At 29.8% G+C, this 21,964-nt stretch carries 23 protein-coding genes and 1 pseudogene; 13 read left to right on the top strand and 11 right to left on the bottom strand.

Translation table 11 applies throughout. From position 1 onward, the window contains the following. Window positions 1-74: 74 nt before the first annotated feature. Both AAC008_RS00750 and fabG read right to left on the bottom strand, forming a co-directional pair. Entirely contained in the window at window positions 75-281 is a 207-nt protein-coding gene (locus AAC008_RS00750) for a hypothetical protein (RefSeq protein WP_339886821.1), read from the bottom strand. A 48-nt stretch (window positions 282-329) separates the two neighbouring features. Further along, window positions 330-1,076, bottom strand: a complete 747-nt coding sequence (fabG, locus tag AAC008_RS00755) for a 3-oxoacyl-[acyl-carrier-protein] reductase (protein WP_339886822.1) — start codon at window positions 1,074-1,076, stop codon at window positions 330-332. A gap of 131 nt (window positions 1,077-1,207) precedes the next feature. On the opposite strand from fabG, the gene AAC008_RS00760 reads away from it, so the two are divergent. The 10 genes and pseudogenes from AAC008_RS00760 (at window position 1,208) to AAC008_RS00805 (ending at window position 9,850) form a co-directional block, all read left to right on the top strand. After that, window positions 1,208-1,756 carry an RNA polymerase sigma factor gene (locus tag AAC008_RS00760; protein WP_339886824.1) on the top strand — a complete coding sequence of 183 codons (549 nt, stop codon included), beginning with the start codon at window positions 1,208-1,210 and terminating at the stop codon, window positions 1,754-1,756. Between the two features lie 86 nt (window positions 1,757-1,842). After that, complete coding sequence (locus tag AAC008_RS00765; RefSeq protein ID WP_339886825.1) at window positions 1,843-2,109, top strand: hypothetical protein; 267 nt, start codon at window positions 1,843-1,845, stop codon at window positions 2,107-2,109. 4 nt (window positions 2,110-2,113) lie between these two features. Next, window positions 2,114-2,599, top strand: coding sequence for a hypothetical protein (locus tag AAC008_RS00770; protein ID WP_339886826.1), 486 nt, complete (start codon window positions 2,114-2,116; stop codon window positions 2,597-2,599). Then, window positions 2,589-3,293 (top strand): MbnP family protein, encoded by a 705-nt coding sequence (locus AAC008_RS00775; RefSeq protein WP_339886827.1) that lies wholly within the window; start codon window positions 2,589-2,591, stop codon window positions 3,291-3,293. Before AAC008_RS00770 ends, AAC008_RS00775 begins: the two co-directional genes overlap by 11 nt. Beyond that, window positions 3,290-4,318 carry a cytochrome c peroxidase gene (locus AAC008_RS00780; RefSeq protein WP_339886828.1) on the top strand — a complete coding sequence of 343 codons (1,029 nt, stop codon included), beginning with the start codon at window positions 3,290-3,292 and terminating at the stop codon, window positions 4,316-4,318. The genes AAC008_RS00775 and AAC008_RS00780 overlap by 4 nt, the downstream gene beginning before the upstream one ends. Before the next feature lie 61 nt (window positions 4,319-4,379). Beyond that, complete coding sequence (locus tag AAC008_RS00785) at window positions 4,380-6,686, top strand: CotH kinase family protein (RefSeq protein ID WP_339886829.1); 2,307 nt, start codon at window positions 4,380-4,382, stop codon at window positions 6,684-6,686. Window positions 6,687-6,758: 72 nt separating this feature from the next. Beyond that, window positions 6,759-8,117, top strand: coding sequence for a YHYH protein (locus tag AAC008_RS00790; RefSeq protein ID WP_339886830.1), 1,359 nt, complete (start codon window positions 6,759-6,761; stop codon window positions 8,115-8,117). Window positions 8,118-8,206: 89 nt separating this feature from the next. Further along, window positions 8,207-8,527: a hypothetical protein gene (locus AAC008_RS00795; RefSeq protein WP_339886831.1), complete on the top strand. Its 321-nt coding sequence runs from the start codon at window positions 8,207-8,209 to the stop codon at window positions 8,525-8,527. Between the two features lie 15 nt (window positions 8,528-8,542). Next, window positions 8,543-9,385: pseudogene (locus AAC008_RS00800) on the top strand (aryl-sulfate sulfotransferase); the annotation flags it as partial. An 18-nt stretch (window positions 9,386-9,403) separates the two neighbouring features. After that, window positions 9,404-9,850, top strand: a complete 447-nt coding sequence (locus AAC008_RS00805) for a T9SS type A sorting domain-containing protein (protein WP_339887199.1) — start codon at window positions 9,404-9,406, stop codon at window positions 9,848-9,850. Between the two features lie 69 nt (window positions 9,851-9,919). Here AAC008_RS00805 and sucD read toward each other — a convergent pair whose 3' ends face one another. The 9 genes from sucD to AAC008_RS00850 form a co-directional block, all read right to left on the bottom strand. Next, window positions 9,920-10,792 (bottom strand): succinate--CoA ligase subunit alpha, encoded by an 873-nt coding sequence (gene sucD, locus AAC008_RS00810; protein WP_339886832.1) that lies wholly within the window; start codon window positions 10,790-10,792, stop codon window positions 9,920-9,922. Between the two features lie 105 nt (window positions 10,793-10,897). Then, entirely contained in the window at window positions 10,898-11,260 is a 363-nt protein-coding gene (locus AAC008_RS00815; protein ID WP_339886833.1) for a nuclear transport factor 2 family protein, read from the bottom strand. Next, window positions 11,253-12,188 (bottom strand): UDP-3-O-(3-hydroxymyristoyl)glucosamine N-acyltransferase, encoded by a 936-nt coding sequence (locus tag AAC008_RS00820; protein ID WP_339886834.1) that lies wholly within the window; start codon window positions 12,186-12,188, stop codon window positions 11,253-11,255. Before AAC008_RS00820 ends, AAC008_RS00815 begins: the two co-directional genes overlap by 8 nt. An 8-nt stretch (window positions 12,189-12,196) precedes the next feature. Then, entirely contained in the window at window positions 12,197-12,763 is a 567-nt protein-coding gene (gene efp / locus AAC008_RS00825; RefSeq protein ID WP_339886835.1) for an elongation factor P, read from the bottom strand. Between the two features lie 18 nt (window positions 12,764-12,781). Further along, window positions 12,782-13,942 carry a toxin-antitoxin system YwqK family antitoxin gene (locus AAC008_RS00830; protein WP_339886836.1) on the bottom strand — a complete coding sequence of 387 codons (1,161 nt, stop codon included), beginning with the start codon at window positions 13,940-13,942 and terminating at the stop codon, window positions 12,782-12,784. A gap of 10 nt (window positions 13,943-13,952) precedes the next feature. Then, window positions 13,953-14,735 (bottom strand): acyl-ACP--UDP-N-acetylglucosamine O-acyltransferase, encoded by a 783-nt coding sequence (lpxA, locus tag AAC008_RS00835; RefSeq protein WP_339886838.1) that lies wholly within the window; start codon window positions 14,733-14,735, stop codon window positions 13,953-13,955. A gap of 1 nt (window position 14,736) precedes the next feature. Beyond that, on the bottom strand, window positions 14,737-16,125 hold the full coding sequence (locus tag AAC008_RS00840) for a bifunctional UDP-3-O-[3-hydroxymyristoyl] N-acetylglucosamine deacetylase/3-hydroxyacyl-ACP dehydratase (RefSeq protein ID WP_339886839.1): 1,389 nt from the start codon (window positions 16,123-16,125) through the stop codon (window positions 14,737-14,739). A 21-nt stretch (window positions 16,126-16,146) separates the two neighbouring features. Then, a complete protein-coding gene (gene lpxD, locus AAC008_RS00845) occupies window positions 16,147-17,160 on the bottom strand; it encodes a UDP-3-O-(3-hydroxymyristoyl)glucosamine N-acyltransferase (RefSeq protein WP_339886840.1) in 1,014 nt (337 codons plus the stop codon). A gap of 122 nt (window positions 17,161-17,282) precedes the next feature. Then, window positions 17,283-18,518, bottom strand: coding sequence for an HD domain-containing protein (locus AAC008_RS00850; protein WP_339886841.1), 1,236 nt, complete (start codon window positions 18,516-18,518; stop codon window positions 17,283-17,285). Window positions 18,519-18,688: 170 nt separating this feature from the next. On the opposite strand from AAC008_RS00850, the gene AAC008_RS00855 reads away from it, so the two are divergent. The 3 genes from AAC008_RS00855 (at window position 18,689) to AAC008_RS00865 (ending at window position 21,960) form a co-directional block, all read left to right on the top strand. Next, entirely contained in the window at window positions 18,689-20,245 is a 1,557-nt protein-coding gene (locus AAC008_RS00855; RefSeq protein WP_339886842.1) for a bifunctional response regulator/alkaline phosphatase family protein, read from the top strand. A 28-nt stretch (window positions 20,246-20,273) separates the two neighbouring features. Then, complete coding sequence (tsaE, locus tag AAC008_RS00860) at window positions 20,274-20,687, top strand: tRNA (adenosine(37)-N6)-threonylcarbamoyltransferase complex ATPase subunit type 1 TsaE (RefSeq protein ID WP_026715837.1); 414 nt, start codon at window positions 20,274-20,276, stop codon at window positions 20,685-20,687. A gap of 76 nt (window positions 20,688-20,763) precedes the next feature. Further along, window positions 20,764-21,960, top strand: a complete 1,197-nt coding sequence (locus AAC008_RS00865; protein ID WP_339886843.1) for an alanine dehydrogenase — start codon at window positions 20,764-20,766, stop codon at window positions 21,958-21,960. Window positions 21,961-21,964 lie beyond the last annotated feature (4 nt).

Raw genomic sequence — 21,964 nt, forward strand, 5'->3', positions numbered from 1 at the left:
TCAGTTATCAGTGTTCAGTTTTGCTCACAGTAAATAACAGCCAACCGTTTAATATCTAGACTTTAAATCTTAAATTATTTATTTAGAAAATTATCGTTTTTATTAGTAGTAAGTTTTATAATTAACAATATGATTCCAAGTACTTCAGTTAACATACCAATAGAAAGTAACACATTACCTGTAATTACCCCAAATTGAAAGTGCATAATCTTTATTAAAGCTCCAAAAATAGTTATAACAACTCCAAAAAGTATTATTCCAATTAAATATTTATTTTTCATTTTTACTTTTATTAAACTGCCTACTAAATACTGATCACTGCCAACTTTTTAAGTAAGCATTCCACCATCAACATTAATAACTTGTCCTGTTACGTAAGCACTCATATCTGACGATAAGAATACACAAACGTTTGCAATATCTTCTGGTGTTCCACCTCTTCTTAAAGGAATAGCTTCTCTCCAACCTTTTACAACGTCTTCGTTTAATTTGGCAGTCATTTCCGTTTCTATGAAACCTGGTGCAATTGCGTTGCAACGAATATTTCTTGAACCTAACTCTAAAGCGATAGATTTTGTAAAACCAATCATACCAGCTTTAGATGCTGCGTAATTCGCTTGTCCAGCGTTACCTTTCACTCCTACTACACTACTCATGTTTACGATAGAACCTTTACGGTTTTTCAACATGATTTTTTGAACCGCTTTTGTCATGTTAAACACAGACTTTAAGTTGATTTCGATTACTTTATCAAAATCTTCTTCTGACATTCTCATTAACAAGTTGTCTTTTGTGATTCCAGCGTTGTTGATTAATATGTCAATATTTCCAAAGTCAGCCATAACATCATCAACAAGTTTTTGAGCTTCATTGAAATCTGCTGCGTTTGATTTGTATCCTTTTGCTTTAACTCCTAAAGCGTTTAATTCGTTTTCTAATACTAATGCAGATTCTGCAGAAGAACTGTATGTAAAGGCAACATTGGCACCTTGTTCAGCAAATACTTTTGCTATTCCACTTCCAATTCCACGACTTGCTCCTGTTATAATGGCAACTTTTCCGTCTAATAATTTCATAAACTAATAATTTTAATTATAAAGTTCAAAGATAGTATTAATTTGCAATTCTAAAAAAAATAGATTTTTAAAGATTTTTAGTGAAAGAAATATTTACTTTTATCGTCAAAGTATAAAGAGCTTTAGATTACATGCAAAAAAACCAATTTGATTTAAACAAAATTTATCAAGCCCATAAGGTATTGGTGTATAATGTTGCATTGAATTATTTGCAAAATGTTGAAGATGCTGAAGAAATTACTCAAGATGTTTTTGTAAAAGTATATCAATCAATGGACACTTTTAAAGAAGAATCGCATATAAAAACTTGGATTTATCGCATAACAATTAATCAATCTTTAGATTTTATCAAGAAAAAGAAGAGTAAAAAACGTTTTTTTATTTTTGGTACGAAGTCAGATAACGAATATGAGTATAATAATTCATCTGATTTTGAACATCCAGGAATATTGTTAGAAAATCAAGAAGATGCAAAAATATTGTTTGAAGTCATCAATACTTTACCAGAAAATCAGAAGACAGCATTTATATTAGCAAAAGTAGATGGATTAAGCAATCCTGAAGTAGCAGAAATTATGGAAATGAGTATTTCGGCTATTGAATCCTTAGTTTTTAGGGCAAAAAATAGTTTAAAAGAAAAATTATCAAATAAATTTGAAGAATACCGCAAGAAAAATTAATATTATGCGTCAAACAATGTAGAAGTCAGACTTTAAAAAGTTACAATAACTCAGAATTGAAAGATTCTGAAACAAGTTCAGAAAAAATGAAAAAAGAAGATTTTATAGAAAACATACTAAACAGTACTAATGGAATTATTAAAATAAATCCAAACGAAGATTTGTTAAGTAAAATTCAAGCAAAACTTGAAGATGAAAAACCTGCCGAAAGTTATACAAAATGGCTTATTGCAGCTTCCATTTTATTGTTAGTTTCTTTAAATGTGGGGATTTTATCAAATTCCAATCAAAAAACAAGTCAAAATTATGAATTATCAGATTTAGTTAAAACAACTGATAATCAATTATATTAAAAATATGAGTAAGTCAAAATTATTAATCTTTGCAGTAATAGTGTTGTTTTTAATCAACATTGTTACGTTGTCATTCTTTATTTTTAAGAGAGAAAAAAGTAACGATATGAAAGGTAAAAGACCTTTGCCTAGAGAAATTGTTATTAAAAAACTACATTTTGATAAAGAACAAGTGTCTCAATATGTAGCTTTAATTAAAATTCATCGAGATACAATTTCTGCGATTGATGATAATATTAAGATGTATAAAAACAGTTTATATAGCGAATTAGCTAAATCTGATAATCAAAAAGTTGTAGAAAGTTTATTTGTTCAAATAGCTGATGCACAAACTTCTATTGAAAAGTTACATTACAATCATTTTTTAGATATTAAAAAGTTATGTAAACCAGAACAATTAAAAGATTATGAAGCTTTAACATCAGAATTAGCTAAAATCTTTAATCCTAGACAACTTCCACCACCAATGGAAAGAAACCGTGAACATTAAATTTAAAATTTTTATTGGCTTATTTTTACTTTGTATTAGCTTAAATGCTCAAAACAAAACAGATTCCTTATATATTAATGTTAGTTTAAAATTCAATAAAGAAGATTTTAAATTGAATGCAAATTATGTTTCTACTCAAAATGATACTTTGTCTTTTGAAACCGTAAAGTTTTATTTAACTGGTTTTCAATTAGAATTTAAAGACCAATCAACTTACACTGAAAACAATAGTTATCATTTAATTGATGTTGAAAATCCTGAAACTATGCAGTTTTCAATTGCAAATCACATCAATAAAGAAATAACATCTATTAAATTCAAAATTGGTGTTGATAGTTTAGCCAGTGTTTCTGGAGCTTTGGAAGGAGATTTAGATGCTACCAAAGGAATGTATTGGGCTTGGCAAAGTGGTTTAATTAATTTTAAAATTGAAGGCCAAAGCCCGAGTTGTAAAACCAGAAAGAATAAATTTCAGTTTCATGTTGGAGGCTATTTGGAACCTTATTATAGTATGAAATCTATTGAAATTCCAATAATTAAATCCCAAATTCCAAACAATAAAATCAATTTAGTTTTAGATTTAGGTAAGTTATTTTCAGAAATATCACTTAAAGAAACCAATACCATAATGATTCCAGGAAAAGAAGCCATGAAAATAGCTGATTTGACGACTAAAATATTTTCTATCGAATGAAGAAAATAACGCTAATATTGGGATTTGGAATTTTTATTTTTGGAATTTTTTCTTTTTCAAAATGGTACTCTACTCCTATTTATTTAGATATCCCTAAAGATTGGCCAAAACCAGTCTATGATTTTTCTAAAAACCCATTAACAGAAGAAGGTTTTCAATTAGGTCGAAATTTATTTTATGATCCTATTCTTTCTCGTGATAATACTATTTCATGTGCCAGTTGTCATTTGCAACAAACAGGTTTCACTCACGTTGATCATGATTTAAGTCACGGAATTGAAGGTAGAATTGGAATTCGAAATTCATCTACTTTAATGAATTTAGCTTGGTCCAAAACATTTATGTGGGATGGTGGTGTCAATCATTTAGACGTTCAATTTATTCATCCAATTACTAGTGAAGTTGAAATGGATGAAACCATGGAAAATGTGGTCAAAAAACTTCAGGAAATTCCAAAATACCAAGAATTATATAAAAAAGCTTTTGGAACTGATAAAATTACTGGACAATTAACTTTGAAAGCCTTGTCACAATTTGTGGTTATGTTAACAACTTCTAATTCAAAATATGACAAAGTAGTTAGAAAGGAAGAAAAGTTCACTGAAATGGAACAAAAAGGCTATGATTTATTCAAGCAACATTGTGCTTCTTGTCACAAAGAACCTTTATTTACCAGTGATAATTTTGAAAATAATGGTTTAGCCATTGATAGTACTTTAAATGATTTTGGTCGAATGCGAATTACCCAAGATATTAAAGACAAACAGAAATTTAAAGCTCCAACACTTAGAAATGCTCAATTTACCTTTCCTTACATGCATGATGGACGATTTAAAACTCTGAATGATGTTATTAAACATTATAATTCAGATATTGAAAATAGTCCAACATTAGCCAAACAACTTCAAAAACCTATGAATCTTTCAGATAATGACAGAACAGATTTAGTAGCGTTTTTAAAGACTTTAACCGATAAAGAGTTTTTATTTAATCCTAGATTTTCATTTCCTAAAGAAAATAATTAAATAAAACTGCAAGAATAAATTTTTCTCTTCGTCTAAAGAAATATATCCTAACAAATTAAAGATGAAAAAAATTATTTTATTACTATTAACTGTTTGTTCAAGTGCTACATTTGGGCAAAGTCTATATGATTTAAATACGATACAAACTATCGAAATTACCTTTGCTCAAAGCAATTGGGATGCATTATTAGATGCGGCAGAAGCTTCAGACGCTTATATTTCTGCTCAATCAGTTTCAATTAATGGTACAGTGTTTCCTAATGTTGGAGCAAAATATAAAGGAAATAGTTCTTATAACGCAAGTCAAGTTAAAAATCCTTGGCATTTAGAATTAGATACTTATGTAGATCAAAATTATCAAGGATATACCGATATTAAATTAAGTAATGTAATATTTGACCCTTCTTTTGTAAGAGAGGCATTAGGGTATAAGATATTAGGAAATTATATGGATGTTCCATTGGCTAATTATGCTAAAGTATATGTAAACGGAACTTATATCGGATTATATACAAATGTTGAATCTATTTCTAAAAAGTTTGTGGATAGTCGTTTTGGCTCAAAAACAAATGCTTTTTTTGATTGTAGTCCACCAGCTGGAGCTGGACCAACTTCTACTAATTTGCCTTCTTTACAGTATTTAGGCACAAATTATACAAGTTATGAAACTGCTTATGAAATGAAATCAGATACTGGATGGGATGATTTAATTGATTTAACAAATACTTTATCTACAACAACTTCTGCAAACACGGCTTTACTTGAAGCAAAATTAGATATTGATAGAACAATGTGGTTTTTAGCGTATCATAATTTATTTGTTAATCTTGATAGTTATATAGGTCAATTTAAACAAAATTATTATTTATATAAATCAGACAATGGGCAATTTAATCCAATAATTTGGGATTTAAACATGTGTTTTGGGGTTTTTGGTAGTACTGGTTCTAGCACTGGTGGTCCTGGTGGAGGAACTCTATCTACAACACAAAAAAAACAATTATCTCATACGTTACATTCAACAGAATCAGCTTGGCCTTTGGTACAAAAATTATTAGCTATTCCTACCTATAAAAAAAGATATTTAGCACACTATAAAACTATGCTTTCAGAAGTAGTTTCAAGTACTGGAAGTGAATACTTCTTGACTGATGCACAAGCAATGCAAACATTAATATATGCAGATTTTGTTGCTGATGTTAATAAGTTTAGTTATCAAACTACCGCTAACTTTACTAATAACTTAAATTCAACTGATGTTTCAGTTACAGGTAATACAGCTCCTGGTATAACAGGTTTATTATCTGCTAGAAATACATATTTATCTGCTTTATCTGATTTTACAGCTACACAACCAAGTATAACAACTGTAACTCCTTCAACAACTAGTCCTTCTGTTGGTGGAACGGTTTCAATTACTGCAAATGTAACCAACACTACAACTTCAACTGTTTATTTAGGGTATAGATCAGCATTGAACGATATTTTTGTAAAAACTCAAATGTTTGATGATGGAGCTCATAATGATGGTGCAGCCGGTGATAACGTTTATGGTGCTTCTATTCCTGTAAATGCTGTAGCTGTTCAATATTATATTTATGCAGAAAACACAAATGTTGGTGCTTTTTCACCAGCAAGAGCAGAACATGAATTTTATACAATAAATGCTACTTATCCAACTATTACAGCAGGTCAATTAGTGGTAAATGAAATAATGGCTTCTAATGCTACTACTGTAACTGATCAAGATGGTGAATATGAAGATTGGTTTGAATTATATAACAATTCATCAGTAACCTTAAGTTTAGATAATTTATATGCTTCTGACTCTCAAACAAATAAATTAAAATGGGTTTTTCCTTCAGGTATAACTATGGCTCCAGGTACATATTTAATTATTTGGGCTGATCAAGATTTAACACAAACAGGTTATCATGCAGATTTTAAATTTTCTGCGGGTGGAGAAAATTGTATATTATCTTATGCTAATGGTACAGAAGTTGAAAATATCGTTTTTGGTGCACAAACAACAGATATGGGGTATGCTAGAATTCCAAACGGAACAGGAAGTTTTGTAATTCAAGCTCCTACTTTTAATGCTAATAATGAATCTTTAAGTGCTAATCAATTTGAACTTTTTAATTCAAGTTTGAAATTATATCCAAATCCTACATCAAATAGTTTAACTATATCAAATAATGATTTTGCAATAGAAAGTGTTCAAGTAATCAACTTACAAGGACAAGTTTTATATAAAAGCAATGCTTTAAATCAAAATGAAGTTACTATTGATTTGTCAAATTATTCTAATGGAATGTATTTTGTTAATGTAAATAATAAAACAAATATTAAAGTGATTAAAAAATAATTTAAAAAAAGACTTTGATTTATTAAACCTTATTAATAAATCTAAGTCTTATATACTTCTTAAAATCTATCAATGAAAAAAACTATTAGTCTCTTAGCATTATTTCTAGCATTTTTAATGAATGCACAAACCAATCCAGCAATAACAAAATGGTTGCAAAACACAACTACTACAGGTACATATTATGTTTCAGGTAACTCTACTCCAATTTCTAATGGAATTTTGGTAAACTGTCAACAAGTTCGATATTCAACCAATTGGATTTACGTTAATGCAACAGGAATTCCAGCTTATCCAACAGGTATTTTTTCTGGTGACGGAAACCCAAATGTAGCTGGAAATCAAAATGCAATTTATAAATTTCCATTAAACCCAACACAAAACACTGGTACGCCTACTGCAACTAATGCTGGAAATTGTGGTGTTTTTATTAATGGTGTTTCTTTATTTGATTATAGAGATGGTGTTGCATGGAATAATACAACTAGTACTCTTTGTGGTGGACCGGGAAACTCTACTTGTCCTGGTGGAATGGGTGCAACTCAAGCTTGGAACAGAGATGCTGTTCCTGCTGAGAAATTAGGTTTTGATTGTGCAAAAGGACATCCTGCAGGAACAAATTATCACCACCATCAAAACCCAAGTGCTTTTAAATATGATAGCACAACTTCAAATACTTATTCTTCAATCTGTAACTTATATGATTCTGAAGGTTTGTACACTATTAATACATCTACTCATTCTCCATTAATTGGTTTTGCTTATGATGGTTTTCCAATTTATGGTGCTTATGCTTATACTAATGTAAATGGAACAGGTGCAATTGCAAGAATGAAATCAAGTTACCAATTAAAAAACCAAACTACTAGAACAAATGGTCCTACGGTTAATCAAGTTGTAGGTACTCAAACTTTTTTTAATGGTTATTTTAAAGAAGATTATGAATATATAGCACATCCAACTGACCCAACTTATTTAGATGAGCATAACGGACGTTTTTGTATAACTCCAGAATATCCAAACGGAATTTACTGTTATTTTGCAACTGTAAATGCTGATAATTCTTCTGCATATCCTTATGTTATTGGTCCAACTTATTATGGAAATAAAACAGGTGCAAAAGTTACAAGTGTCACGGAATCTACAACTACTTATGTACTTGCCAATGAAAATTTTGTATTAAATAGTGCAAGTATTACTGTTTTTCCAAATCCAGCAAGTGACTTTTTTACGGTTCAAACTGATTTTGTAGAAAATGAATTAAAAGTAGAACTTATTAATGAATTAGGTCAAATAGTTAAAGAGAGTAAAATTTTACAAGGAACTACTTTTTGTATCATAGAAACTGATACCATTTATAATGGAATGTATTTTGTGAAAATTTCTGACGGAAAAAATTCTAAAAGCATAAAAGTAATTATCAATAAATAGAAAAGTTTAGTTATATTTTTATAAGGTTTAGTCTTTAATTAGATTAAACCTTTTTTGTTTATTTAGGTCTAATATTAAATAATATATTGATGAAAAAAATACCTTTATTATTCTTATTTCTATTTTTAAATTCTAATGCACAAACTGTTGGGTTAACTCAAAATGATTCAGGTTCACTAAACAATGGTTATGTTTTATTTGCACCAATTAGCAGTACAACAACCTATTTAATTGATAAATGCGGAAAACAAGTTAAAACGTGGCCAAGTACTTATAGACCTGCATTATCATGCTATTTAACAAATGATGGGTTTTTATTAAGAACTGGAAATACAAACAATAGTACTTTCAATGCTGGTGGAAAAGGTGGTGTCATTCAAAAAATAGATTGGAATGGAAATATTACTTGAAATTATACTGTTTCAAACACTTTAGATTGTTTACATCATGATATAAAAGAACTTCTAAATGGTAATGTTTTAGCTATTGTGTGGGAATCCAAAACAAATACTGAAGCCATTGCAAAAGGTAGAAACCCTTCATTAGTAACATCTACAATATGGTCTGAAAAAATTATTGAAATTCAACCAACTGGATTAACTTCAGGAACTATTGTTTGGGAATGGAAGCTTTGGGATCATTTAGTTCAAGATTTTGATAATTCAAAACCTAATTTTAATAGCATAAATACAAATCCACAATTAGTAAACATAAATTATAATGCAAGTAGTAATGCAACAATTGGACAAGATTGGATTCATTTTAACTCAATTGATTATAACGCAACTTTAGATCAAATTTTAGTTAGTTCCCATTCTTTTGATGAAGTTTGGATTATTGATCATAGTACAACAACTGCTCAAGCAGCAAGTCATGTTGGTGGAAATTCTGGAAAAGGGGGAGATATTTTATACCGTTGGGGAAATCCTAGAGCGTATAATAATGGAACTGTTTCTGATCAAAAATTATTTGGTCAACATGATGCAACTTGGATTGAGAATGGTTTACCTTTTGCTAATCAAATTATGATTTTTAATAATGGAAATGGTAGAACTGGAGGAAATTATTCAACAGTTGAAATAATAAATACACCTGTTAATGGGTTTAATTACACTTCTACTCTACCTTATTTACCAAACACAACTTCTTGGAATTATAACGCAGGAAATCCAAACAGTTTATATGCTCAAAACATATCAAGTTCTCAACAGTTATCAAATGGTAATGTTTTATATTGTGATGGGCCAAATGGGGCTTTTACAGAAATAAATTCAAGTGGTACAAAGGTGTGGAATTATGTAAATCCAATAACTAATACTGGAATTACAACCCAAGGACAAACCAATACAAGTCCAGTTTTTAAATGTATTTATTATCCAAGTTCATTTACAGGTTTTTTAGGACAAAATCTAGTTTCAGGAAATACAATTGAAAATACAAATTCTTTATCTGATTCTTGTACTTTATCTTCAACTGAATTTGATTTAGCTCAATCTATTAAGGTTTATCCAAATCCTGCTTCAAATTATGTTACTATTGAAACTGGTTTTTCTGATGGCAATCTAAAAATAGAACTTATAAATGATTTAGGTCAAGTTTTAAAAACTAACGAAATTATTCAAGGAAATAATAGTATTCAATTAGAAACCTATAATTTAAATAACGGATTATATTTTATTAAAATTTCTGATAAACAAATATCAAAATATCAAAAGCTCCTTATTCAAAAATAAGAATTATTAAAACAAAAAAACTCCAATTTCAAAACGAAATTGGAGTTTTATATTTTAGAAAGGAATTGATTATCCCATTACTTCTTTAACTTTTAATCCTATTTCTGCAGGAGAATCAACAACGTGTATTCCACATTCTCTCATGATTCTTTTCTTAGCTTCAGCAGTATCGTCAGAACCTCCAACGATTGCACCAGCGTGACCCATTGTTCTTCCAGCAGGAGCAGTTTCACCAGCGATGAATCCAACGATTGGTTTTTTACTTCCACTTTCTTTGTACCATTTAGCAGCATCAGCTTCTAATTGACCTCCAATTTCACCAATCATAACTACACATTCAGTTTCTGGATCGTTGATTAATAACTCAACAGCTTCTTTTGTAGTAGTTCCAATAATTGGATCTCCACCAATTCCAATAGCCGTTGTGATTCCCATTCCTTGTTTTACAACTTGGTCAGCAGCTTCATACGTTAATGTTCCTGATTTAGATACAATACCTACATTACCTTTTTTGAAAACGAAACCTGGCATAATACCAACTTTAGCTTCACCTGGAGTTATTACACCTGGACAGTTTGGTCCAACTAAACGACAATCTCTATCTTGAATATAAGCATAAGCTTTAATCATATCTGCAACAGGAATTCCTTCAGTAATACAAATAATTACTTTAATTCCAGCATCAGCAGCTTCCATAATTGCATCAGCAGCAAAAGCTGGTGGTACAAATAATATAGAAGTGTCAGCCCCAGCTTGTACTACTGCATCTTGTACAGTATTAAAAACAGGTCTGTCTAAATGAGTTTGTCCACCTTTACCAGGAGTTACACCACCAACTACATTTGTACCGTATTCAATCATTTGTTCGGCATGGAAAGTTCCTTCGCTACCTGTAAATCCTTGAACTATTATTTTTGAATCTTTGTTTACTAAAACACTCATGTTGTTATTTTTAATTTATTTTATAAAAAGTGAAGCAAAAGTAAGATTTTTTGATTGACTTTTAAAGTTTTTATATGAAAATAATAATAATTAACTTTTATTATATTAACCTAAAACCGACATTTGATGACCTTTAATGATTTTTCCATCTTTGAATTCCCAAATAACTATAATTTTTGTAATTAAAACCATTTCTGATGAGCTTTCTATAGTTGAAGCGTAATAATTATAGCGAACAGCTACTGAGTCACCTTCACCAAAAATATTTAATACTTCGACTTTGGAATCCGTATAATTTTCGAATAATTCTTTAGAGAGCTTCATTACATCTGCTTTATCGTAGGTGAATTGACCTACTGAACTATTCCATTCTAATTCAATTAAATCATCCATTAAATTGTCGACATAACTCACATCTCTATAATTATCCGAGGCGTAAAAGTCTTTTATAATTTGAACATTAGTCATTTTTCATCTTTTTTAAAATTTCGGGAATACGTTTTATATTAGCTAACTGCTTTAATTTTTCTCTAGATTCTTCTATTGGTGTTCCAAAGTAAACTTTTGAGCCTTCTATTGATTTAGTTATACCTGTTTGTCCCATTACAATAGCTTTTGAGCCTATTGTTATACCACTAGTTGTACCTACTTGTCCCCAAAGTGTTACTTCGTCTTCTATTATTACACAACCTGCAATGCCAGTTTGTGCTGCAATTAGGCATTTCTTTCCTATCACTGTATCATGTCCAACGTGAACTTGGTTGTCAATTTTAGTACCTTCACCAATAGTTGTATCGCCTGTTACCCCTTTATCAATTGTGCACAATGCCCCTATTCCAACATTATCTTTAATTACAACTCTTCCACCAGAAAGCAATTGATCGAATCCTTCTGCTCTTTTTTTGTAATAAAAAGCATCAGCACCAAGGATTGTTCCTGCATGAATAATTACATTATCTCCAATAACAGTATTATCATAAATGGAAACATTTGAATGAATAATGCAGTTTTTTCCAATAGATACATTATTTCCAATAAAGGAATTTGGTTGAATGAATGTGTTTTCTCCAATTTTTGCACTAGCTGAAATAGAAGTGTTTATTGGTTGAAATGGTTTAAAATGTTTCGTTAATGTATTGAAATCTCTAAATGGATCATCAGAAATTAATAAAGCTTTACCTTCTGGACAATCTACTTTCTTGTTGATTAACACAATTGTAGCCGCCGATTGTAAAGCTTTATCATAATATTTTGGATGATCTACAAAAACAATATCTCCAGGTTCTACAACATGAATTTCATTCATTCCTTTTATAGGAAAGTTTTCATCACCTACAAATTCAGTGTTGATTATTGAAGCTATTTCTTTTAGCGAGTATGTTTTTGGAAATTTCATAATTTAATTTATTCTTTAATACGTTCCATGTAGTTTCCTGAAGCTGTATCGATTTTTATTTTATCACCTTCATTAATAAACAAAGGCACGTTTACAGTTGCTCCAGTTTCAACAGTTGCTGGTTTATTAGCATTTGTAGCTGTATTTCCTTTGATTCCAGGTTCAGTATAAGTTACTTCAAGAATTACTGAAGAGGGCATGTCTACAGATAAAGGCAAATCTGTTTCTGTATTGATTTGTAGCATTACATTTGTTCCTTCTTTTAATAAATCTGGAGCATCTAGAACGCTTCTTTCTAATGTTATTTGTTCGTAATTATCTACATTCATAAAGTTAAATGTATCACCTTCTGCATATAAAAACTGATAAGTTTGTGTTTCTACACGAACTACATCAATTTTATGTCCAGCTGAAAATGTATTATCTAATACTTTTCCGTTACTTACTGATCGCAATTTTGTTCTTACAAACGCTGGTCCTTTTCCTGGTTTTACGTGTAAAAATTCGATAATTTTATAAATATCGTGATTGTATTTGATGCATAATCCGTTTCTAATATCTGATGTACTTGCCATTTTATGTGTATTTAATTTTTAATGTATTTGTATTTTTTTAATTTCTTTTCCTTCTTTATAATTTATGATTTGATAGATTTTTTCATTCTCATCATAATATTTTACGTCACCATCTAATTTTGAATCTTTGAAATTGTATTTAATTTTCAATTTTCCTGTTTCATAATATTCGTAGCTTTCTCCTTGAATAAAATCGTTCTTATAAGTATCCACTATTTTAACTTTTCCAGAAGGATAATAATATTTAAAAGTTCCCTCTTTTACTGATTTTTTCTTTCTATAAACAAAAGATTCTTCTGTTTTTATGGTTCCTTTTTCGTCATAATATTTCCATAAGCCTACTTTAGAATTTTTATTGAACTTTCCTTCAGCTTCTATTTTTTCATTTTCATAATAAAATATTGCATCTCCATCTAACAAACCCTCTTTCCATTCAGCAACCGTTTTAACTTTTCCATTTTCGTAAAAATCTGAACATTTTCCATATTGCAAATTATTTACTTGATAGCATTTTGTAGTTGATATAAACTTATTTGCTAATTTAACATAGTTTTCAAACAATTGAGGTTTTAATTTTACTTCTATTAATTGTCCGTTTTGTTCTATATCAACCTCCCTACTTTCTCTATTTCTAGCATCAAAATTATAAAAATAGCTTTGGTAAATTGGGGTTGACCCCATATAATATCCATAACCATTGTAATAATTTGTTCTGCCTGTTTCTACAGAATAACTTCCCGTTCCAACAAAATCTATATCACACATTATGTAATACTTTCCTGGTTTCATTTTAGGAAAAGTAAAATTACCATATTCATCTGTTAAAACTTCCAAATGATATTTAAAAGATTCTTCAGACATTACTATATTAGTATTTGGCATGTCTCCTTTTGACTTATAGAGTTTTAACCATTCTTCCATGTAATCAGTCATTGGAAAAAGGAATACTAATGTTTTATTTGCTAATTGTTTTTTAGCATACATGTTACCTCTGTCTTGCCTAGTAAATGCAACTCCTTTAATTGTTGAAGTTCCAATTTCTAATTTCTTAATAGCATCAGCCTTCTCAAAGAAAACTTGAGGAAAATAAACTGTATTTTGAGCTATGCTGTTTAGTGTGAAAAACAAAAAAAGCAAACAAAATAAGTTAAAACTAGTATGTGAACCATTCGTTTTCATGACGAAATAATTAAACTCCAGTATAACCTTTCATAATACCTCTAGATGAACTTTTAATAAACTGAATTATCTCATCTCGTTCTGGAGTTGCTTCCATTTCTGCTTCAATTTTGGCTAAAGCTTGAGTGGTATTATAATTTTTTTGATATAGAATTCTATAAATATCTTGAATTTCTCTAATTTTTTCTGTTGTAAAACCTCTTCGTCTTAATCCTACTGAGTTAATTCCAACGTAAGATATAGGTTCTTTTGCAGCTTTTGAATAAGGAGGAACGTCTTTTCTTAAAAGAGAACCACCAGAAATCATAGCATGTTCTCCAATACTTATAAATTGATGCACAGCAGATAAACCTCCAATAATAGCATGATTACCTACAGTAACATGTCCGCCTAAAAGTACACCATTAACAATTATTACATTATCGCCAATATGACAATCGTGTGCAATATGAGCTGTAGCCATAATTAAGCAATTATCACCAATTTTGGTTTGACCAGATGCAACTGTACCTCTATTTATGGTAACACATTCTCTAATAGTTGTGTTATCTCCAATTATTGCTAAAGAATCTTCTCCACCAAATTTTAAATCTTGTGGAACAGCTGAAATTACTGCACCAGGAAAAATGTTACAATTTTTTCCAATGCGAGCACCTTCCATAATGGTTACATTTGATCCAATCCAAGTTCCTTCTCCTATTATTACATTATTATGAATAGTAGTAAAAGGATCAATTACTACATTTCGAGCTATTTTTGCTCCTGGATGTACGTATGCTAACGGTTGATTCATATTATTGTTTTTTTGCTATTTGTGCCATCAATTCTGCTTGAGCTACTAATCGACCATTAGCATAAGCATTGGCTTGCATGTGACAAATTCCACGTCTAATTGGTGTTATTAAATCACATTTAAAGATTAATGTATCACCTGGTAATACTTTTTGTTTGAATTTTACATTATCTATTTTCATGAAAAATGTTAGATAATTTTCTGGATCTGGAACAGTGCTTAACACTAGAATCCCTCCTGTTTGAGCCATTGCCTCTACGATTAAAACCCCAGGCATAACGGGTGCATCTGGAAAATGTCCTACAAAGAAAGGTTCATTCATTGTTACATTTTTCAATCCAACAACATGAGAATCTGACATTTCAATAATTCTATCTATTAATAAGAAAGGTGGTCTATGAGGAAGAATAGCCATAATCTGATGAATATCCATCAAAGGTTCTTTGTGCAAATCATACACTGGAACTTGGTTTCTTTCTTCAATTTTGATTAATTTTTGAAGTTTTTTAGCAAATTGAGTATTTACAAAATGACCTGGCTTATTTGCAATAACTTTACCTTGAATACGAATTCCTACCAAAGCTAAATCTCCAACAACGTCTAATAATTTATGACGAGCAGCTTCATTTGGATGATGCAATTCTAAATTATCTAAAATTCCGTTTGGTTTGACTGTTATTTTGTCTTTTCCAAAGGCTTTTTTAAGATTATTCATTGTATCCTCAGAAATCTCTTTATCTACATAAACAATAGCATTGTTTAAATCTCCACCTTTAATTAATCCATTATTTAATAAAGTCTCTAACTCATGTAAGAAACTAAAAGTTCTGCTCTCTGAAATTTCATCTTTAAATTCACTGATGTTTTTCATTGTTGCATTTTGAGTACCAAGAACTTTTGTTCCAAAATCTACCATTGCTGTTACGCAATAGTTATCACTCGGAATAATTGTAATTTCGCTACCTGTACTTTCGTCTGTGTATGAAATTACGTCTTTAACAACGTAAACCTTTCGTTCTTCATCTTGAATTTTAACACCTACTTTTTCAATAGCTTCAACAAAATATTTTGATGAACCATCCATAATTGGTGGTTCTGAAGCATTTAATTCAATGATAACATTATCAACATCACAACCTACAAAAGCAGCTAAAACGTGTTCTGATGTTTGTATGAAAACACCTTTTTTTTCTAAATTTGTACCACGTTGAGTATTAATTACATAACTGGCATCAGCTTCAATAATTGGATGTCCTTCTAAATCAACACGAACAAATGAATACCCGTTATTAACCGGTGCAGGTTTGAATGTCATTGTAACTTCTTGACCTGTATGAAGTCCAACACCTTTTAATGTAACTTCTCCAGCGATGGTTGTTTGCTTAACCATAAATATCTAAATTTAAACTTGTTATTTTTTCTTTAATTCTTCTAATTCATTTACAATATTGGGTAAATTTTTGAAATGTACAAAAGACTTAGCAAAATCAACATAATTAAATGCTGGTGATCCTTGTACAACTTCATTGTCTCCAATACTTTTACCGATGCCCGATTGTGCTTGTATTTTCACACCATTACCAATAACTAAATGACCTGATATTCCAACTTGACCACCAATCATACAATTTTTACCAATTTTGGTTGAACCTGCAATTCCGGTTTGAGCAGCAATTACTGTATTTTCATCTATTTCAACATTATGTGCTACTTGAATATGATTATCCAATTTTACACCTTTTCTAATAAATGTTGAACCTAAAGTTGCTCTATCTATTGTAGTGTTTGCTCCTACTTCAACATTATCTTCTATAATTACATTTCCAATTTGAGGAATTTTTGAATAGGTACCATCTTCTAAGGGTGCAAATCCAAATCCATCAGATCCTACAATACAACCTGAGTGAAATGTACAATTATTTCCTATTTCTGATTCTGAATAAATTCTTACTCCAGCAAAGAAAATACAATTATCTCCAATATTAACATTATCACCAATGAATGTATTAGGATAAATTTTTACGTTTTCTCCTATAGAAACATTTTTTCCAATGTAACAGAAACTTCCTAAATATAAACCTTCTCCGTAAGTTACGTTTTCCGAAATTACTGATGGTTGTTCAATTCCGGACTTCATTAATTTTACTTGATTGTAATATTCTAAAAGCGTTGAAAATGCTTTATAAGCATCTTCTACTTTAATCAAAGTAGTAGTAATTTCTTGCTCTGGAACAAAATCAATATTAACGATTGTTATTGTTGCTAGAGTTGAATATATATAATTAATGTATTTTTTATTGGCTAAAAAAGTCAACGAACCTTCTGTTCCTTCTTCAATTTTTGCTAATTTATAGACTTCAGCATTAGGATTTCCTACTACTTCGCCATTTAATATACCTGCAATTTGTTCTGCTGTAAACTTCATTTAAAATTTTTAAGTTACCATCAATCCTGATGGAATCTACTTTTTGAATCTATCTTTTTCAATAATTAAAACTATGAAAAATAAATTCCAATCTCACAAAAATATAAAATTAAATCAAATAGCTATGCAACTATCAATTCTTTTGGGTAACAAATAAAATATTTTGTTACTGGTTTTGATAAAGCTTTGAGACTTAATTGGTCTGATGCTTGTGCTACATCTTCCACACTTCCATCTTTTTTTAAGATACGAATGGGTTCACTTTCTTTATTATATGCTTGGTTTTTAATTTTTCCTTTAAAAATAAAATAGTCTGTTTCTATTGCTGTTGTATTATGTTTTTCTATAAACTTATTTCTAAAACCTAATAAGCTCTCTTTCTTTGGTTTATCATTCATCATTTGAATCTTTAATAAATCTCTATTAATGATCATTTTTGAAAGAGAACTTAAGACAAAATCATCATTAAATTGCCAATTTTTTATAGCACTCATCACATCAAAATCGTCTAAATATGAAAATGTTTGTAGCACTTTTGAATCAAAATTATCTAAAGAAATCTTATTGGTTAAAAAGAATTGTAACGGTTCACTACAATTTAAAATAATTCCATTTTGTGTTAATTCTTTAGCTCTTTTTAGAATATTCATCAAAATAATTTCTGAAACAACACTTGTTTTATGCAAATAAGCTTGCCAATACATTAACCTTCTTGCCATTAAGAACTTTTCAACCGAATAAATTCCTTTTTCTTCAATAACTAATACATCATTTTGAACATTCATCATTTGAATTAAACGCTCACTATTGATATTTCCTTCAGCCACACCGCTATAAAAACTATCTCTTCGCAAATAATCCAATCTATCCATATCTAACTGACTAGAAACCAATTGCAGCATAAATTTTCTATGATATTCTTCTTTAAATATTTGAATTGCTAATGATAATTTTCCATCAAACTCTTCATTTAATTTTTCCATAAACAATAATGACAATTGCTCATGATGCACTTCTTCCACAATACTCTGCTCCATTGCGTGACTAAAAGGCCCATGACCTATATCATGTAACAAAATTGCAATTAAAAGAGCATTTTCTTCTTCTTCAGAAATTTCAACTTCTTTAAAACGAAGTGTTTGGATGGCTTTTTGCATCAAGTGCATACAACCTAAAGCATGATGAAAACGTGTATGATGTGCTCCTGGATAAACTAAATAAGTCAGGCCCATTTGCGAAATACGTCTTAAACGTTGAAAATAAGGATGCTGTATTAAATCGTAAATCAACGTATTAGGAATCGTAATGAAACCATAAATTGGATCGTTAAAAATTTTGCGTTTATTGATTTGACTCACAGAAAATATATTTTTTTGTAAAAGTAGGGATTTTTGAGGTTACTCTAAAAGTTTTGTTTAAAACTATAAATTACGTAAAATTTTATACAATTTTTAATATATTCATCGTTCAATATATACTAACTTGCAGTCATTATTTAATAAAAAAGCTAAAACTGAAAATATACAACATGAACAAAATAAAAATCCTTTGGGTTGATGACGAAATTGATTTATTAAAACCACATATATTATTCCTAGAAAAGAAAAACTACGATGTTACTACGTGTAACAACGGACAAGATGCTATAGATTTATTTGAAGAATCTAACTTTGATATCGTTTTTTTAGATGAAAACATGCCAGGTTTAAGTGGTTTAGAAACGCTTTCAGAAATGAAAGAAAAAAAATCTTCTGTCCCAATGATTATGATTACCAAGAGTGAAGAAGAATATATAATGGAAGAAGCCATTGGTTCTAAAATTGCTGATTATTTAATAAAACCCGTAAATCCTAATCAAATTTTATTGAGTTTGAAGAAAAATCTAGATCATTCTCGATTAGTTTCAGACAAAACTACTTTAGATTACCAAAAAGAATTCCGAAAAATAGCAATGGATATGGCTTCGGTCAATTCTTTTGAAGACTGGGTAGAAATGTATAAACGTTTAGTTTTTTGGGAATTAGAATTGGAAAATATTGAATCACAAAGTATGATTGAAATATTAGAAAGTCAAAAATCAGAAGCTAACATGCAATTTGGTAAATTTATTGAACGTAATTATGAAGATTGGTTCACAAATACCAAAGACAAACCTTTTTTATCGCATGAAATATTTGGAGAATTAGTCGCTCCAGAAATCAGAAAAAAAGAAAAACCAATCCTATTTATAGTTATTGATAATCTTCGTTATGACCAATGGAAAGCGTTTGAAAGTATTGTTAACAATCATTATAAATTAGAAAAAGAAGTTAGCTACTACTCTATTTTACCAACAGCTACTCAATACGCTCGTAATGCTATCTTTAGCGGTTTAACTCCTTTGGATATGGAGAAAAAATTTCCTCAATATTGGAAAAATGATGTTGATGAAGGAGGAAAAAACATGCATGAAGCTGACTTTTTATCAGAACAATTAAAACGTTTGGGATTAAATATCAAACAAGAATACTATAAAATTACAAATTTCAGAGACGGAAAAAAATTAGCAGAAAACTTCAAAGGACTAAAAGACAATGATTTAACCACTATTGTTTATAATTTTGTCGATATGCTTTCTCACTCTAAAACAGAAATGGATGTCGTAAAAGAATTGGCCTCTAATGATAAAGCTTATCGTTCATTGACTTTGAGCTGGTTTAAGAATTCTCCATTGTTAGAAATGATTCAACAAGCTCAACAAATGGGTTTCAAATTAATCTTGACTACAGATCATGGAACAATAAACTGCAAAAACCCTTCAAAAGTAATTGGTGATAAAAACACTAGTTTAAACCTTCGTTATAAAACAGGTAGAAGTCTAACTTATGAAGATAGAGACGTTTATGCGGTAAAAGATCCTAAAAAAGTTGGTTTACCAACAATTAACATGAGTAGTTCTTACATTTTTGCTAAGAATGACTTATTTTTGGCTTATGTAAATAACTTCAATCATTATGTAAGTTATTACAGAAACACTTACCAGCATGGTGGAATTTCTTTAGAAGAAATGATTATTCCTTTTTTGGTATTTGAACCAAGAAGTTAGTTTTTAATTGATTACAAATAAAATTTAGATGGAAATTACTTTTTCATTAGATGAAATACAGCAAGTTGCTCAAAAAATACTTTCAACACCAGGTTTAAAGAAAGTCATAACTTTTGATGCCTTAATGGGTGTTGGAAAAACAACTTTAATAAAAGCTTTAGTTAAAGAATTAGATGTGTCTGATAATAGCAGTAGCCCAACCTTTTCAATAGTTAACGAATATCGCACTACAACATTAGAGCCCATATATCACTTTGATTTATATCGATTAAATAATGAAATCGAAGGATATGATATGGGTTTAGATGAATATTTTTATTCGGGAAATTGGTGCTTTATTGAATGGCCAGAAAAAACACCAAATCTTATTCCAATTGATCACGCAAGAATTATTATGAAAGAAATTGAAAATGGTAAACGCCAATTAATTTTAATTAACTAAACCACTTATTTTATTTAAAAACAATTTTTTAATTATTGAAAAAAATAAGTAACTTGGCACAACTTAACTAAAAACTATGGTATCATTTTCCCCTTTTTCTAAAATGCAACTAATGCCTCAAGAAGAAAAACTTGAAGTTGCAAGACATAAAAGTGAATTATTTATTGGAATACCAAAAGAGATCTCCTATCAAGAACGAAGAATTTGTTTAACTCCAGATGCTGTTAGTTCATTAGTACATCAAGGACATAGGGTTATGATTGAATCTGGAGCTGGAGAAAGTTCAAGTTTTTCTGATTTAGAATACAGTAAAGCTGGTGCAGAAGTTACAAAAGACACTAAAAAAGTGTTTAGCTGTCCAATGATACTAAAAGTTGAACCACCTACAATTGATGAAATTGACTTAATAAATCCACAAACAATTGTACTTTCAGCCATTCAACTAAAAACACAAAAGAAAGCCTATTTTGAGGCTTTAGCTCATAAAAGAATTACAGCATTAGCTTATGAATTCATTAAAGATGAAGATGGATCTTATCCAGCAGTAAAATCATTATCCGAAATTGCAGGAACAGCTTCAATTTTAATTGCTGCCGAATTAATGATTAATGAAAACATTGGTAAAGGACTTTTATTAGGAAATATTACAGGTGTTCCTCCAACTGAAGTAGTAATACTTGGTGCTGGAACAGTAGCTGAATTTGCAGCAAGAACAGCAATTGGTTTAGGAGCAAATGTAAAAGTGTTTGATAATTCAATTACTAAATTAAGAAGACTTCAAAATTTATTGAATCAAAGGATATTTACTTCTACCATTCAAGAAAAAGCATTAGTAAAAGCACTAAAAAGGTGTGATGTTGCTATTGGTGCTATGAGAGGAAAAAATCGAACTCCAATCGTAGTTACGGAAACAATGGTCGAACACATGAAAAAAGGGGCTGTAATCGTTGACGTAAGCATCGATTCAGGGGGAAGTTTTGAGACTTCAGAAGTAACAACCCATGAAAAACCAACTTTTATTAAGAACAATGTAATTCACTATTGTGTTCCTAATATTCCATCAAGATATTCCAAAACAGCTTCATTATCCATAAGTAACATCATAACTCCATTCCTATTACAAATAGCAGAAGATGGCGGCTTAGAAAGCGCTATAAGATGCAACCGAGGTTTAAAAAACGGTGTCTACTTCTATCATGGATTATTAACCAACAAATCCATAGCAGATTGGTTTAATATTGAATATAGAGATATTAATTTGATTGTTTTTTAGAATT

Origin of the sequence: uncultured Flavobacterium sp. (assembly GCF_963975515.1) — a bacterium.
Lineage (GTDB): Bacteria > Bacteroidota > Bacteroidia > Flavobacteriales > Flavobacteriaceae > Flavobacterium.

Bases quoted from the DNA above. Each gene is read 5' to 3' on its own strand.
- AAC008_RS00765 (WP_339886825.1), top strand. From the start codon at position 1,843: ATGAAAAAAGAAGATTTTATAGAAAACATACTAAACAGTACTAATGGA.
- AAC008_RS00785 (WP_339886829.1), top strand. From the start codon at position 4,380: ATGAAAAAAATTATTTTATTACTATTAACTGTTTGTTCAAGTGCTACA.
- AAC008_RS00770 (WP_339886826.1), top strand. From the start codon at position 2,114: ATGAGTAAGTCAAAATTATTAATCTTTGCAGTAATAGTGTTGTTTTTA.
- tsaE (WP_026715837.1), top strand. From the start codon at position 20,274: ATGGAAATTACTTTTTCATTAGATGAAATACAGCAAGTTGCTCAAAAA.
- AAC008_RS00780 (WP_339886828.1), top strand. From the start codon at position 3,290: ATGAAGAAAATAACGCTAATATTGGGATTTGGAATTTTTATTTTTGGA.
- AAC008_RS00815 (WP_339886833.1), bottom strand. From the start codon at position 11,260: ATGACTAATGTTCAAATTATAAAAGACTTTTACGCCTCGGATAATTAT.
- lpxD (WP_339886840.1), bottom strand. From the start codon at position 17,160: ATGAAGTTTACAGCAGAACAAATTGCAGGTATATTAAATGGCGAAGTA.
- AAC008_RS00750 (WP_339886821.1), bottom strand. From the start codon at position 281: ATGAAAAATAAATATTTAATTGGAATAATACTTTTTGGAGTTGTTATA.
- AAC008_RS00760 (WP_339886824.1), top strand. From the start codon at position 1,208: ATGCAAAAAAACCAATTTGATTTAAACAAAATTTATCAAGCCCATAAG.
- fabG (WP_339886822.1), bottom strand. From the start codon at position 1,076: ATGAAATTATTAGACGGAAAAGTTGCCATTATAACAGGAGCAAGTCGT.
- AAC008_RS00865 (WP_339886843.1), top strand. From the start codon at position 20,764: ATGGTATCATTTTCCCCTTTTTCTAAAATGCAACTAATGCCTCAAGAA.
- lpxA (WP_339886838.1), bottom strand. From the start codon at position 14,735: ATGAATCAACCGTTAGCATACGTACATCCAGGAGCAAAAATAGCTCGA.
- AAC008_RS00840 (WP_339886839.1), bottom strand. From the start codon at position 16,125: ATGGTTAAGCAAACAACCATCGCTGGAGAAGTTACATTAAAAGGTGTT.
- AAC008_RS00855 (WP_339886842.1), top strand. From the start codon at position 18,689: ATGAACAAAATAAAAATCCTTTGGGTTGATGACGAAATTGATTTATTA.
- efp (WP_339886835.1), bottom strand. From the start codon at position 12,763: ATGGCAAGTACATCAGATATTAGAAACGGATTATGCATCAAATACAAT.
- AAC008_RS00795 (WP_339886831.1), top strand. From the start codon at position 8,207: ATGAAAAAAATACCTTTATTATTCTTATTTCTATTTTTAAATTCTAAT.
- AAC008_RS00820 (WP_339886834.1), bottom strand. From the start codon at position 12,188: ATGAAATTTCCAAAAACATACTCGCTAAAAGAAATAGCTTCAATAATC.
- AAC008_RS00830 (WP_339886836.1), bottom strand. From the start codon at position 13,942: ATGAAAACGAATGGTTCACATACTAGTTTTAACTTATTTTGTTTGCTT.
- AAC008_RS00790 (WP_339886830.1), top strand. From the start codon at position 6,759: ATGAAAAAAACTATTAGTCTCTTAGCATTATTTCTAGCATTTTTAATG.
- sucD (WP_339886832.1), bottom strand. From the start codon at position 10,792: ATGAGTGTTTTAGTAAACAAAGATTCAAAAATAATAGTTCAAGGATTT.